This window comes from Bacillus sp. FJAT-22090, from assembly GCF_007676755.1.
Classification (GTDB): domain Bacteria; phylum Bacillota; class Bacilli; order Bacillales_A; family Planococcaceae; genus Psychrobacillus.
Genome location: NZ_VEBK01000005.1, coordinates 1 through 13,741, shown reverse-complemented (window position 1 = coordinate 13,741; position 13,741 = coordinate 1). Strand labels below are relative to the sequence as shown.

Annotated in this window: 14 protein-coding genes and 1 other annotated feature (1 of these 15 cut by a window edge); of the genes, 5 read left to right on the top strand and 9 right to left on the bottom strand. The window is 37.7% G+C overall.

What is annotated here, in order from left to right; all coding sequences use genetic code 11:
* Nucleotides 1-177, bottom strand: a binding site (T-box leader) (it extends 36 nt beyond the left edge of the window).
* Nucleotides 178-224: 47 nt separating this feature from the next.
* The 6 genes from FS486_RS08330 to FS486_RS08305 all read right to left on the bottom strand — a co-directional run bounded on the left by FS486_RS08330 (nt 225) and on the right by FS486_RS08305 (nt 6,837).
* Nucleotides 225-878: a 3-oxoacid CoA-transferase subunit B gene (locus FS486_RS08330; protein ID WP_144510879.1), complete on the bottom strand. Its 654-nt coding sequence runs from the start codon at nt 876-878 to the stop codon at nt 225-227.
* Between the two features lie 13 nt (nt 879-891).
* Nucleotides 892-1,581: a CoA transferase subunit A gene (locus tag FS486_RS08325; protein ID WP_144510878.1), complete on the bottom strand. Its 690-nt coding sequence runs from the start codon at nt 1,579-1,581 to the stop codon at nt 892-894.
* 135 nt (nt 1,582-1,716) lie between these two features.
* Entirely contained in the window at nt 1,717-2,484 is a 768-nt protein-coding gene (locus FS486_RS08320) for a 3-hydroxybutyrate dehydrogenase (protein WP_144510877.1), read from the bottom strand.
* 44 nt (nt 2,485-2,528) lie between these two features.
* Nucleotides 2,529-3,851: a GntP family permease gene (locus FS486_RS08315; protein WP_186321403.1), complete on the bottom strand. Its 1,323-nt coding sequence runs from the start codon at nt 3,849-3,851 to the stop codon at nt 2,529-2,531.
* A 384-nt stretch (nt 3,852-4,235) separates the two neighbouring features.
* Complete coding sequence (locus FS486_RS08310) at nt 4,236-5,579, bottom strand: sigma-54 interaction domain-containing protein (protein ID WP_144510875.1); 1,344 nt, start codon at nt 5,577-5,579, stop codon at nt 4,236-4,238.
* Between the two features lie 82 nt (nt 5,580-5,661).
* Nucleotides 5,662-6,837 carry an MDR family MFS transporter gene (locus FS486_RS08305; RefSeq protein WP_144510874.1) on the bottom strand — a complete coding sequence of 392 codons (1,176 nt, stop codon included), beginning with the start codon at nt 6,835-6,837 and terminating at the stop codon, nt 5,662-5,664.
* Between the two features lie 112 nt (nt 6,838-6,949).
* Between FS486_RS08305 and mnmL the strand changes: the two genes are divergently transcribed.
* Both mnmL and mnmM read left to right on the top strand, forming a co-directional pair.
* Nucleotides 6,950-7,909: a tRNA modification radical SAM protein MnmL/YtqA gene (gene mnmL / locus FS486_RS08300; RefSeq protein ID WP_144510873.1), complete on the top strand. Its 960-nt coding sequence runs from the start codon at nt 6,950-6,952 to the stop codon at nt 7,907-7,909.
* Nucleotides 7,906-8,475 (top strand): tRNA 5-(aminomethyl)-2-thiouridylate-methyltransferase MnmM, encoded by a 570-nt coding sequence (mnmM, locus tag FS486_RS08295; protein ID WP_144510872.1) that lies wholly within the window; start codon nt 7,906-7,908, stop codon nt 8,473-8,475. Before mnmL ends, mnmM begins: the two co-directional genes overlap by 4 nt.
* A 65-nt stretch (nt 8,476-8,540) precedes the next feature.
* Here mnmM and FS486_RS08290 read toward each other — a convergent pair whose 3' ends face one another.
* The gene (locus FS486_RS08290) at nt 8,541-8,930 is read right to left on the bottom strand and encodes a membrane lipoprotein lipid attachment site-containing protein (protein WP_144510871.1); all 390 of its coding nucleotides are present in this window, start codon (nt 8,928-8,930) and stop codon (nt 8,541-8,543) included.
* Between the two features lie 223 nt (nt 8,931-9,153).
* Between FS486_RS08290 and FS486_RS08285 the strand changes: the two genes are divergently transcribed.
* Nucleotides 9,154-10,236 carry a type III polyketide synthase gene (locus FS486_RS08285; RefSeq protein ID WP_144510870.1) on the top strand — a complete coding sequence of 361 codons (1,083 nt, stop codon included), beginning with the start codon at nt 9,154-9,156 and terminating at the stop codon, nt 10,234-10,236.
* A gap of 1 nt (nt 10,237) precedes the next feature.
* A complete protein-coding gene (locus tag FS486_RS08280) occupies nt 10,238-10,780 on the top strand; it encodes an isoprenylcysteine carboxyl methyltransferase family protein (protein WP_144510869.1) in 543 nt (180 codons plus the stop codon).
* Nucleotides 10,781-10,800: 20 nt separating this feature from the next.
* Here FS486_RS08280 and FS486_RS08275 read toward each other — a convergent pair whose 3' ends face one another.
* Together FS486_RS08275 and FS486_RS08270 are read right to left on the bottom strand one after the other, a co-directional pair.
* A complete protein-coding gene (locus tag FS486_RS08275; RefSeq protein WP_144510868.1) occupies nt 10,801-12,120 on the bottom strand; it encodes an NAD-dependent malic enzyme in 1,320 nt (439 codons plus the stop codon).
* 110 nt (nt 12,121-12,230) lie between these two features.
* The gene (locus FS486_RS08270) at nt 12,231-13,022 is read right to left on the bottom strand and encodes an alpha/beta hydrolase (protein ID WP_144510867.1); all 792 of its coding nucleotides are present in this window, start codon (nt 13,020-13,022) and stop codon (nt 12,231-12,233) included.
* Nucleotides 13,023-13,110: 88 nt separating this feature from the next.
* Here FS486_RS08270 and FS486_RS08265 point away from each other — a divergent pair, with 88 nt between their 5' ends.
* Nucleotides 13,111-13,623: a gamma carbonic anhydrase gene (locus FS486_RS08265; RefSeq protein WP_144510866.1), complete on the top strand. Its 513-nt coding sequence runs from the start codon at nt 13,111-13,113 to the stop codon at nt 13,621-13,623.
* Nucleotides 13,624-13,741: the final 118 nt, after the last annotated feature.

Sequence of the window (13,741 nt, the reverse complement as noted above, 5' to 3'; positions counted from 1 at the left end):
AAATTAGTGAAAATTTCACTCAACTTGATTCCTTAACGCGGAAAAACGGTATAAGCTACTATTAGTTCACTTACACGGACTCGAAGGCGAGTTCAATAATTCGTTACACTAACTTCCACCAACCGTTAGCTCTCTTTAGAAACGTCATTATTTACTAATCCTTTTCTCAGTCACATCTATTAAAATCCATTCTAATGGATTTCGGAATAAAATACAAGATGCACTTAAATAGCTACGTTCTCTTTCACATCTTTAATAATGAGCGTCGCTTCTGTCGCATCAATAATATCTTGAATAGAATAGCCTTCAAATACCTCTTTTAGTTCAAGACCATTTTCTGTTACTTCTATCATTGCCCGTTCTGTTATTATTTTATTCACAACTGCTTTGCCTGTTAACGGTAATTCGCATTCTTTTTTAATTTTAGCGGAACCGTCTTTAGCACAATGGTCCATAATGACAATAATTTTTTTTGCGCCATGCACTAAGTCCATCGCACCGCCCATGCCTTTAATCATTTTACCAGGAATCATCCAGTTGGCTAGATCGCCTTTTTCTGATACTTCCATTGCACCTAAAATTGCCACATCGACGTGTCCACCACGAATCATCGCAAAAGACTCCGCACTTGAAAAGAAAGAAGAACCAGGAATCGTTGTGACGGTTTCTTTTCCTGCATTAATAAGATCCGGATCTACCTCTTGTTCGGTAGGGTATGGTCCGATACCGAGTAATCCATTTTCCGATTGTAAAACGACCGTCTTATCGGGTGAAATGAAATTCGCAACTAATGTTGGAATCCCAATCCCTAAATTGACGTAGTTCCCATTTTCGATTTCTTTTTCTGCTCTTCTCGCAATTTTCTCACGTGTATTCAACTTAGTCTCCCCCTTATGAACGTGTCGTTAGACGTTCGATTCTTTTTTCTTGTGCCGCTTGAAAAAGCCCTTGTACATAAATGCTTGGTGTGTGGATTTGTGCAGGATCTAAATCGCCTGTTTCCACAATTTCTTCCACTTCTGCAATCGTAACTTTTCCTGCTGCTGCCATCATTGGGTTGAAGTTTTGTGCCGTTTTATTGTAGATCAGATTTCCGAATTTATCAGCTTTTGCTGCGCGTATTAAAGCGAAATCTGCACGTAGTGACTCTTCTAATACGTATTCTTTCCCATCATACACACGCACTTCTTTTCCATCGGCTACAACTGTGCCTACTCCAGCTGGCGTGAAGAAGGCCGGAATTCCAGCACCACCTGCACGAATTTTTTCCGCAAGTGTTCCTTGTGGCGTCAATTCTACTTCTATTTCCCCAGAGATTACTTGACGTTCAAATTCTTTGTTTTCTCCTACATATGATCCGATCATTTTTTTAATTTGTTTATTTTTTAGTAATAAGCCAAGACCCCACTCATCTATACCACAGTTATTTGAGATAACTGTTAAGTCTTTTACGCCTTTATCCACTAAAGCCAAGATTAGCTGTTCAGGTATCCCAACGAGACCGAAGCCCCCTACCATTAATGTCATCCCATCTTGAATATTTGCTACAGCTTCACTCGCTGAACTATATATTGGTTTCATGATGTAATTCCCCTTTCTTATGTAAAGATGCTACAATTCAATATTCTCAAATATTCTATAAATTAGCAAACTATTTTCCTATATTTAATAAAACGCACCGATTATCAAACCGGGCGTTTCGATAAGTGATGAAATTTATTGGCTCGTGTAACCACCGTCTAAAATAACTGCCTGCCCAGTCATTCCTTTTGCAGCATCGCTAGCTAAAAATAAAGCCAAATCGGCAATTTCCTTCACATCTAACAAACGTTTCTGCGGAACTAAAGGATATAAAATTTCCTCTAGTACTGCTTCAACTGGAATGTTGCGTATTTTAGCAAGATCCTGAAATTGATTGCGTACAAGCGGGGTATCCGAATATCCTGGGCAAATAGCATTCACTGTAATCCCATCAGTAGCAGTCTCAAGAGCCGCAACTTTTGTAAGTCCAATTACTCCATGTTTCGCAGAGTTATAGGCTGCTTTTCCAGCAAAACCTACTAACCCATTAATAGAAGCCATATTAATAATTCTTCCGAATTTGTTCTTCCGCATATGCGGAAGAACATGTTTGGTTGCTATAAACGGAGCTGTTAGCATTATTTTTACTAATAGCTCAAAGCGTTCAGTAGGGAAATCTTCTAACATAGCGACGTGCTGCATTCCTGCGTTATTAATAAGGATATCAATTCTGCCGTATTTTTCTACCGTACTAGCAAAGCAAGCAATTATTTCTTCTTCATTTGTCACATCACATTTAAGTCCTAAAACATTGTCACCTAATAGTTTAGCAGCTTCTTTTACTTTATCTTCATTAATATCAGTTAATACTACTACTGCTCCAGCGTTATAAAATTCCTTCGCAATCTCAAAACCAATCCCTTGAGCCGCTCCAGTAATAAGAAGTACTCTATTTATAACCATTTATTTGCCTCCCAAAAAAGTTCCTCTCACGATTCGCAGAAAAACTAAATTCCTAATCCAAAAGAAAAGAGAATAATTGCAAGTATTACACCAAGGGTTGGTACTACTACAGTCGTCGCTGCAACCGACCAATAAGCAGCACTATGTTTTTCACCACAGATAGATTGAATAGTCGTAACAACATACCCATTATGTGGCAGCGAATCAAGAGCACCAGACGAAATCGCTACAACCCTGTGCAATGCTTCTGTATTTACTCCCATATCCATATAATGTGGCGCTAATAGTGGCAAGGCGATTGATTGGCCACCAGACGAAGAACCAGTCATACCAGCGATAACGGATACTGCAATAGCTGCCCCGATTAAAGGTGACCCAGGAATGTTTGTCATCGCTTCAACTGCTGTAGTAAAAGCAGGGACATTTTTTGCCACCCCTCCAAAACCAACAACTGCAGCTGTATTACCGATTGCAATTAGTGCACCTACCGTACCGGCAGAAAATGCTTCCCAGAAATTTTTTGAATACTTTCTTCCAACAATATAGGTTGTAATCACTCCTCCTAGTAACGCTATAATTAGTGCCGATTGCGCCAGTTTATCATGGAAGATAAAGGAGATAACTAATACAACCGCTAAAGGAAGCATTGCTAAAAAAGGATTTGGTAAATTTCTTTTTGTATCAAACGTTGGATCAGTTTCACGATCTACAAATCTTTCGCCTTTATTTACCGCTTTCTGAATAATACGCTTTAGCCACCAGTATCCAAAGATAGCCATAAATGCCGCAACGATAATACTTACTTCCCACCCCGCATATGCATTCGTTCCTAAAAACTCAATTGGAATCCAATTTTGGATTTCAGGTGATCCCGCAGATGTCATCGTAAATGTTACGGAACCTAATGCCAAAGTTGCAGGTATAAAACGACGAGGCAAATCTGCTTGCTTAAACAGTGAAATGGCCATAGGATATACAGAGAACGCAACAACGAACAAGCTTACGCCGCCATATGTAAGGATTGCACAGGAAATGACGATGGCCATTACAGCATATTTCATCCCTAATTTATCGACAATCCATTTGGACACGGAATCTGCCGCACCGCTATCCTCCATTACTTTACCAAACACGGCTCCTAGTAAAAACATTAAATACCAGGACATAATAAACCCAGTAAAGCCGGTCATATAACTAGTTACAAAATTGGCTTCCCCTTCCTCCGCCAACTGTGAAAATAATGGCATTCCGCTCGTCAATGCCACTACCAATGCCGAAATTGGACCAGCCATTAAAATATTTACGCCCTTCATAGTCAAAATTATCAATAAGGCTAAACCACCTATAAGGCCGATCATACTCAATATTTCCATTTACAAATCCCCCTTTATTTTAAATCGTAGTCTATTTGTGGCAACAGTGTATCAAAGTGATCGATATATATAACAAATATTTAGGGCAGAAATCATCCTCTTCAATAAACTTACGTTCCCTCAACAAATTAGTAATCTAGTTCTCTGCAGTAGAATAGATTTTTTTGCGAACTCGAAAAAATAAAAGCGCTTTCATAAGCAATTAAAACATAGTCCGAATTTTCAATCAATATAAATTGTGACGAGCAAGTCAACGTTTCAATCAAAAATAATCCGGTTTTTCGGATTATTATCTTATAAAAATAAGTAAATAGAAGATTTATTGAAAAAAGAGAAAATCCGATTTTCTGGATTATAGTCCAGATAATCGGATTTGGGTCATAAGTTGTGTTTTTTAATTTTCTCGTAAAGGGTGGATCTACTAAGACCAAGTTGCTGTGCTATCGTGATTTTGTCTGATTCTTCCTCTAAGTAAGATTGAAGTACTTTCTTTTCTACTTCTGCTAATATGTCTTCTAGTGTTCCAGTCGTTTGAAAAGATGGTACACTGCTTAACTTTATCTGAGAAGGAAGGGCAGATGGCAAAATAATATCGTTTTCAGCTAGGAAAACTGCTGCTTGCAAAATGTTTTGTAATTCTCGTACATTTCCTGGCCAATGGTAGGATTGAAGTATTTCCCTCGTTTTAGTTGCTAAGGTGACATGTCTGCGACCAGCTTGAAGCATAAACTTTTGGAGAAAATAGTTAAGTAAATCTACTAGATCCTCCATTCGTTCCCTTAATGGTGGAATGGATAGAGTAATTGCTTGCAAACGGTAATATAAATCCTCCCGGAACTTCTTTTCTTTGATTAATGTGGAAAGAGATACATCAGATGAAACAACGATACGAACATTTACTATTTCACTTTTTTCCGAATTCAATGGAATAATTTCCTCTTCTTGCATTGCCCTTAAAAGCTTTGCTTGCAGTGTAGGCGGAAGGGCACTAATTTCATCTATATAGAGGGTCCCTTTATCTGCCTGCTTAAATCTGCCGTTTCGTATCGTCCCAGTGGTATGGTCAAACACGCCAAATAATTCTTTTTCCAGAAGCTCAGGCGGTATTGCAGCACAATTTACTTTGACGAAAGGGCAATCAGAACGTTCTGATAGCTGATGGATGCTATGAGCGAACATATCTTTTCCTGTTCCACTCTCTCCTTCTATTAATACAGGAAGGTCACTAGGAGCAATTGTTTCAATTGTTTCTTTTATTTTTCGAATAGCCGGAGAAGTACCTTTTATGTCTCCTAATTTGTACTCCGTGTAACTGTTATCTTCCATATTTAACTGAATTCTTTCCATTGTTGTTCGCACATGAGAACTCAACTTTTTCCAATCGGACATATCTCTAAATATAACGCTCCCAAAAGCACCAACAATTTTTCCATCGACAAAAAGAGGTACACGATTCGCAAGCATATACGTCCCTTTAATATAATGTGGTGAAGCAATATCCGCGATTCCTGATTTTATAACTTCATGCATTTTCGTATTTTCTATAACATCGGCAACAGGCTTACCGATTACATCGTCCCTTTTTATTTCTAAGAACCGGCAATATTCTTCATTAATATAAAGAATGTTTGAATGCTCGTCCACAACTACAAACCATTGGAACGCATTTTCTAAGATTTCCCCAAGCACTGATGTAGATAATTTTTTTAGAAACGTTTCCATACCAATCTCCCCTTTGGGAAAATTTTCTCAAAGATTAGCATATTAATCAATTTCATTTTTAAAAAACACCGTTTGAATTTCATCAAACGGTGTTTTTCTGCTTTTTAAGTGGTAAATCATATAGCAAGCTTGTAATAATCGCGAAGACCATCAAACTTGTGAGTATTAGAATCATTGCCGGGGTTCCATATGCTTCTACTAAAATACCACCTATAAATGGTCCAATCATTCTTCCTACCGTCGCCATGCTGTTGACAATTCCTTGATAGAAACCTTCTCTGCCTTTTGGTGCTAGCTGGTCAGCAAGCGTCGGTACTGCAGGCCAGACAAACATTTCCCCAATCGTTAATATGACCATTGCAGTGATGAACATAGCATAGCTTTCTGCCAATGCAACTACGACGAAGGAGCCCATGAAAATGACAATCCCAACAATCAGCTGCGCTTTTATTTTATGCTCCAAACGATTGATAATAGGCTTGATAAGTGGTTGGGCAACTAAAATAAGCCCACCATTTATCGTCCATAGCAAACTATATTGCTTTAACGATATCCCTAATTCCAACACATGCGTGGAAATAGTAGAGGTCCATTGTACATATACAATCCACGTTAACATATATCCGATTGTCACGATCATCATTGCATAGAAAGGTGCTTTTTGTACAATTTTCTTTTTTTCATTCAACACTGATGCGTGTCTGTTGGAGGAAACAACAAGTTTGCGATAATAGATTCCCGCAATCGCTAAAAATAAAATATATGTTAGTAAATTAGCTAAAAAGATGTTATTAATATTATTTTCCGCAACAAGTCCCGCAATCGCCGGACCGATTGCTACTCCAACATTTTGTGCCAAATAAATTGCATTGAATGCTTTTCTTCCGCCTTCAGGCCAAACACTTCCGACCATTGCATACATACTTGGGAAAATAATTCCCCCGCTGAATCCTAAAATTGCAACAAACCATATATATTCAGGCCAACCATGCCAAATAGTTAATAATCCTAAAGCAACCATCGACAAGATAATTCCTAGCATAATCGATTTATAGCCGCCAATACGATCAAACAAATAGCCCCCAAGTAAGTTTCCTATTACCCCAGCCCCAGCATTGATCATCAAAACGAAACCTGCCATCGTCAATGACTGTCCTAGATGTTCGTGCATATATATCGTGTGTAAAGGCCATAAAAACGAGTTCCCCATTGTATTGATAAACATTCCTATTATTAAAAGCCATACAGCTTTCGGCATAATTCGCCACCTCATTTCTATGTACACTCAAACTATTGTATTCTTTTTTTAATGTCACTTCAAGATAGGTGCAAAGGCATGATAAAATAAGGAGGTTAAGGAGTGAAATTAGATGAATGAAAATAACTTTCCTTTTCCTTCTGATGGAAAAAGGTATTATACATGGAATCGCTATCTACGAGATATATTTGATCAAAAGATTTTCAAGGTTGCGCTAGATGCAGGCTTTGACTGCCCTAATAGAGACGGCACTGTTGCTTACGGAGGCTGTACCTTTTGTAGCGTTGCTGGGAGTGGAGATTTTGCGGGGGATAAAGTCGATCCGATTCCTCTTCAATTTGAAAAAATTAAATCGAAAATGCATGAAAAATGGAAAACAGGAAAATATATTGCCTATTTTCAAGCCTATACAAATACACATGCCCCCCTATCAGTACTAAAAGAAAAATTCGAAGCGGCATTATCACTTGAAGGAGTCGTGGGACTTTCGATTGCGACGAGACCAGATTGTTTACCAGATGATGTTGTCGAATATTTAGCAGAGCTCAATGAACGGACTTTTTTATGGGTAGAATTAGGGCTGCAAACTGTTCATGAACGCACTGCCAACCTTGTAAATCGTGCACATGATTACCCTACGTATATCGAAGGGGTAAACAAATTACGAAAACATGGCATTCGGATTTGTACGCATATTATTAATGGTCTCCCTTTAGAGAACCGAGAAATGATGATGGAAACGGCTCGTGAAGTTGCCAAATTAGATGTACAAGGAATTAAAATCCATTTGCTTCATTTATTAAAAGGCACCCCTATGGTGAAGCAATACGAAAAAGGAAAGCTAGAATTTATGGAACGAGATGCGTATATTGAGCTCGTTGCTGATCAATTGGAAGTGATTCCGCCCGAAATGATTGTTCAACGTATTACAGGTGATGGACCAATTGATTTAATGATCGGCCCTATGTGGAGTGTCAATAAATGGGACGTTCTGAATGGAATAGATGCGGAGCTTGCAAAACGGGAAAGCTTCCAAGGAAAACTTTATGAAAAGAATGGTGTTTTAAAATGAGATTAAAAAGGGTCCTCCCATTTGCAAAAGAATTATTAGCGAGCGTCATTAAACCCGGTGATATAGTAGTCGATGCAACCGCTGGAAATGGGCATGATACATTATTTCTGGAAAATTTAGTAGGAGTAAGTGGACATGTATACGCTTTTGACGTGCAACAAGAAGCTATTCAGTCCACCTCGGACAAGTTGGAGCAAGCGGGTTTGATCGGGCATGTATCACTAATTCATGATGGTCATGAAAATGTCGCGAAATATGTGTCTGGAGAAGTAGCTGCCGCCATTTTTAATTTAGGATACTTACCCGGCAGCGACCACGAAATAGTGACAAGAGGAGCTTCAACGATTAAAGCTATTGAATCCTTATTACACTTACTAAAGGTTGGAGGATTAATCATTTTAGTAGTTTACTATGGACATGAAGGTGGTAAAGAGGAAAAAGATGCATTACTTTCTTTTGTACAGCAATTACCACAATCGTACGCCCATGTGCTATCCTATCAATTTTTAAATCAACAAAATAACCCACCTTTTATTATCGCAATTGAAAAAATGAAGTCCGAATAACTCACTAAAAAAGGTGCTAGGAAGTCAAGCTATTCTAAATAGCAATGCTTCCTAGTACCTTTCACTTAAAAATTATCAAATATTTTATTCAAATCAATATCAGATTTAGTATCATAAACATGAAAAATCAATATATTTTCTCTTTCTATTTTATCAAAATTCAGAGTGTTTTTGGATGCTGTTGAATTATAAAAATATTCCCCTCCTTTTTCTCTATCTTCAATATCTTTAAAAATGTAAATAAAGAAGTCTTCCTTATTTAAAGAGTAAGTAGAAGGTTTTACTCCATTCAATTTCATCCCAAAGGTTTCGTCATCACTTTTTTTAGCTTTTTCTAATTTTATTCCATTATCTTCAAAAGTGTCTATAATATCTCGTAAACTTATACCCTCATAGGTGTTGTTGCATGCAGTCAATAACACTAATATGGAAAAAAGTAAAATTAATTTTTTCATGTTCCCCCTCCAAACATTAGACCTATAAAGATACCTAAATCATTAGTATTTTGATTATCTTTCCTGAGGATATTATACACAACTCTATAATCACTATTTATATAGTTTTCAGAAAATTATACGATTTTGATGGATTTATAATTCTTTTTTAGTAACTCTTCGTTCATCTTTAAGCATATCTGATGAAAATATGGGTAAAGTACTTATAAAAAGGAGAATCTCCATGCCTAAAATTGCCTCTATTAGTACATATAAGCCACCATATACGTTAGAACAATCCAATATTGAACAGCTTACAAAAGAACTATTTAAAGATAAAATTGCACAGCTTGAACGATTATTAAAGGTGTTTGAAAATGGCGATATTGACACTCGTCATTTTTGTGTGCCTTTAGAATGGCATCAAACCGAACATACCTTTGAAGAACGCAATGATCTGTATATAGAGTTGGCCACAAAATATAGTGTAGAAGCGATTCAAGCATGCTTGCAAAATAGCTTTTTTCTACAAAATACAATTCGACCAGACGAAATAGATGCAATTATATTTGTTAGCAGCACTGGGATATCAACACCAAGTATTGATGCACGCGTAATGAACCATCTCCCTTTTTCTGATCGCATGAAACGAATTCCCATTTGGGGATTGGGATGTGCTGGAGGTGCTGCTGGGATTAGCCGGGCTTTCGATTATTGCAAAGCACATCCTACAGAAAAAGTGCTTGTTGTTTGCGTGGAGCTTTGTAGCCTTACTTTTCAACCGAATGATTTTTCGAAAAGCAATTTGATCGGCGCTTCTCTTTTTGCAGATGGGGTGGCCTGTGTATTAGTATGTGGGGATGAGGTTGATATGGAATCGAAGGTTTCTACTCCTCATATTATCGATACTGCCTCTAAATGGATGCCCGATTCAGAAAATGTGATGGGTTGGGATATAAAAAACAATGGATTGCATGTAGTATTCTCAAAAAGTATCCCTTCTATTATTTCGAGCTGGTTAGGTCCTTTCATCGATGAATTTTTAACAGAACAACGACTTACAAAAGAGCAGCTTGACCATTTTGTTGCCCATCCTGGTGGAAAAAAAGTTCTTGAAGCTTACGAAAACACACTACAGCTAAAACAAGACCAGACGGAAATATCTCGAGAAGTATTAAGAAACCATGGTAATATGTCCTCTCCTACCGTCCTGTACGTATTGGAGCAATTTATGCTAAAAGAAAACAATAAAAACGACATTGGATTACTCGTAGCACTTGGTCCTGGATTTTGTGGTGAAGCAGTTTTACTAAATTGGGGGGATTAGCATGTTCTTTTTCATTTTTATATCGCTAGTTATTATTCAACGGATTACCGAAGTATTTATCGCTAAACGAAATGAAAAGAAAATGCTTGCACAAGGTGCTTATGAAGTGGGGGCTTCCCATTATCCTTATATGGTTGCGCTTCATATTAGTTTTTTTGTTTGTTTAATCGCTGAAGTATTGTTTTTTGATCGAAGTATTTCTCCATTGTTTCCGTTGTTTATATTAATCTTTTTATTTGTGCAAGGTTTGCGTATTTGGTGTTTAACTTCCTTAGGTACTTTTTGGAATACAAAGATTATCATTTTACCTGGCGCCAATGTAGTAAAAACAGGGCCGTACCTTTTTATTAGACATCCCAATTATGTGGTCGTTTGTATTGAAATAGCCCTGTTGCCACTTATGTTCCAAGCGTATTTCACAGCGATTGGTTTTACTCTTTTAAATCTAGCCATGCTTTCCGTTCGAATTCCATTAGAAGAAAAAGCACTGATGGAAGCTACTGACTATAACGAAGAATTTAAAAAGAAGATTTCGGCGTCTTAGCCAAAATCTTCTTTTACTTATTAATTCATCTCACTATTAGCCGCTTCTTCTACTGCTCTGGCTACTAAATGATGCACAGTTGGATCTAGTGGATTTGGTATCAATTCACCAGGTTTTGTGTGACTGACGATTGCTTGAGCTGCAGCAATTAACATCGAATAGGTAATTTCTTTTGCACCTGCATCTAATGCCCCTTTGAAAATTCCCGGGAAGCCGATTACATTGTTTACCGAACGTCCATCTGCCGCAAAAGCTGCTCCCGCTGCAATTGCCTCGGCTGGAAGAATTTCCGGATTAGGATTGGAAAGCGCTAAAATGATTTGTCCCGGACGAACCATTTCCTGTTTGATCAGGCCGGATACTCCAGTTGTCGCGACAATAATATCACATGTTTCCATCATTTCCTCTAATGATGCAATTGTTTTCCCACCATACTTAAGCAAACGATTTTGTGCTTCTTCTTGACGATCCAACCCATAAACGTCTTCTGCACCATATGCCATTAACATACGGCAAATCGCAAGTCCAGCGGCACCAAGACCAATTTGACCAATCTTCGCGTTTTTCACATCTACTTTCGTAGACTTGCACGCAGATAATATAGCTGCCAACGCAACTACTGCTGTCCCGTGTTGGTCATCATGCATGACTGGAATGTTAAGCTCTGCCTTTAAACGCTCTTCAATTTCAAAACAGTGAGGAGAACCGATATCCTCTAAAAGAATCGCTCCGAACCCTTTATGGATGTGTTTAACCGTTTCAACTATTTCATCTGGATCAGTTGTATCCAATAACACCGGTATTCCACTAAGTCCTACAAATTGATCGAGTAATACAGATTTACCTTCCATAACAGGCATACCTGCTACTGGACCGATATTGCCTAATCCTAAAATTGCTGTACCATCCGTCACTATCGCAACAGAGTTTCCAATCGATGTGAAGTAATTAGCTTTTTCCGGATGATTAAAAATCTCCATACATACACTCGCAACACCTGGCGTATAAATTCGTTGCAAGTCGCCAAGTGAGCGTACATCTAATCTACTCTTCATCGCGATTTTACCGCCTTCATGCGCATTGAGTACATCGTCTGTAACCGCATGAACTTTCACACCGTTTTCTATCGCATCTATATTAGCAATAACTTGATTTAATTGCTCAATCGATTTACATGTAATGGAAATATCTCGAAGAGTCGTCAAAGCACCACTTTTTAATGTAGTAATGTCACCAATATCTCCTTCTGCAAGTCCAATAGCAGTTGCAACTTTCGCAAAGTTACCTGGCTTTGATGGTGTTTCTACAATTATATTTCGAATAATATGTTGGTTTTGCATGTTATTTCTCCTTTTAACTCTCTTTTTCAACCATACAATTATATCACAAAAAAATCCTTCATTCCTGAGGAATAGAGGATTCTTTCATACTTAAGAAAATAAAATGGTAATCAAACAATATATCCAATAGATCTTAACACATTATTTATAAAGGAATGGTAATATGCGAAAACTTCTTCTCTTTCGGGCTCTTGGTGTAAATCATGAAAACAATTCTTCCATTCCTTAAATTGATATTCAGAAAGCTCTTGTTTCTTAATCCAATTTGCAGTTGCTTTTATATCAGTAATCTTATCTCGTTCCGCGGTCATCAACAATACTGGAATATTTGGAATAGATTCTGTCGATTGTACAACAGTTTTCATTAACGTTTGCAATTCTTTATACCAATCATTTGAAACAAGTGTGCGATACGTTGGATCATCTGCGAATTGCTGAAATACCTCATAATTTCTTGTTAATTCATTTAAATGGATATCGTGATTAATTTTTTGTGGAACAGATAATTTCGCTAATGCATTTGTCCATTTAGAAGGAGTCTTTTTTAATTGTAGCCACGGTGATGTTAACATCACTCCTGCGAATTCCATTTCTAGTTTTCGTAAAACTCTCATTAATAATGTCGCTCCCATCCCATGACCCATTAGGAATATTGGAAGATCATACGTCACTGCTACTTGAAGGGCTTGCTTTATGTAGTCTTTATACAAATCAAAAGATTCATCATGCAATCCATTTGCTTTTTTTAATTCTCCATGTCCAGGTAAATCACCCATCACAATATGATAATTGGAGCTTCTTAATTTTTCGATTAACCAAGCATATCTTCGATGGTGTTCATATGCGCTATGAACGATGACGATTACTGCTTTTGGTTTTTCCTCTGCTTCCCATTTCCACATGAACATCACCTCTTTCTAATGTGTTTCCTAAATCGAGTTTATTTGATACGATTAATTATATTCTATTTTTACGAAAGGCGTGTATTAATTGATTTATCCATATAAAGATAAAATTCCATCGATTGATGAAACTGCTTTTATTGCTGATTATGTCACAATAACAGGGGATGTGACAATCGGTCCGGAGTCTACAATTTGGTTCAATACGGTAATAAGAGGGGACGTTGCTCCTACGATTATTGGACGAAGAGTGAGTATACAGGATTTAAGCTGCCTTCACCAAAGCCCAAACAATCCACTTATTATTGAAGATGAAGCAACAATTGGCCACCAAGTAACTTTACATGGTTGCACTGTTCGTAAAGGTGCACTTGTCGGTATGGGGTCTATCATTTTAGATGGCGCTGAAATTGGAGAAGGGGCATTTATTGGAGCAGGAAGCCTTGTGCCTCCAGGGAAAAAAATTCCCCCTCATTCACTTGCATTTGGAAATCCCGCTAAAGTGGTACGAGAGCTTAATGATGCCGATAAGGAAGACGTAGCACGGATTATTCGAGAGTATGTAGAAAAAGGCCAGTTTTATAAATCGTTAAAAGAATAGGGAATATTTTTAGAATGATCGCAATGCCATACTATAGGGATAATGTGTCTTAAGTAAGTTACCGCTAGGATTTCCGCTGCAGGGCGGACGCTTTCCGTGGGGTGAGTGATGAGCCTTC

What these genes read in the sequence shown, in the direction of transcription:
- FS486_RS08325 (WP_144510878.1), bottom strand. Translation starts at nt 1,581, where the DNA reads ATGAAACCAATATATAGTTCAGCGAGTGAAGCTGTAGCAAATATTCAA.
- FS486_RS08320 (WP_144510877.1), bottom strand. Translation starts at nt 2,484, where the DNA reads ATGGTTATAAATAGAGTACTTCTTATTACTGGAGCGGCTCAAGGGATT.
- FS486_RS08310 (WP_144510875.1), bottom strand. Translation starts at nt 5,579, where the DNA reads ATGGAAACGTTTCTAAAAAAATTATCTACATCAGTGCTTGGGGAAATC.
- FS486_RS08305 (WP_144510874.1), bottom strand. Translation starts at nt 6,837, where the DNA reads ATGCCGAAAGCTGTATGGCTTTTAATAATAGGAATGTTTATCAATACA.
- mnmL (WP_144510873.1), top strand. Translation starts at nt 6,950, where the DNA reads ATGAATGAAAATAACTTTCCTTTTCCTTCTGATGGAAAAAGGTATTAT.
- mnmM (WP_144510872.1), top strand. Translation starts at nt 7,906, where the DNA reads ATGAGATTAAAAAGGGTCCTCCCATTTGCAAAAGAATTATTAGCGAGC.
- FS486_RS08290 (WP_144510871.1), bottom strand. Translation starts at nt 8,930, where the DNA reads ATGAAAAAATTAATTTTACTTTTTTCCATATTAGTGTTATTGACTGCA.
- FS486_RS08285 (WP_144510870.1), top strand. Translation starts at nt 9,154, where the DNA reads ATGCCTAAAATTGCCTCTATTAGTACATATAAGCCACCATATACGTTA.
- FS486_RS08280 (WP_144510869.1), top strand. Translation starts at nt 10,238, where the DNA reads ATGTTCTTTTTCATTTTTATATCGCTAGTTATTATTCAACGGATTACC.
- FS486_RS08275 (WP_144510868.1), bottom strand. Translation starts at nt 12,120, where the DNA reads ATGCAAAACCAACATATTATTCGAAATATAATTGTAGAAACACCATCA.
- FS486_RS08270 (WP_144510867.1), bottom strand. Translation starts at nt 13,022, where the DNA reads ATGTGGAAATGGGAAGCAGAGGAAAAACCAAAAGCAGTAATCGTCATC.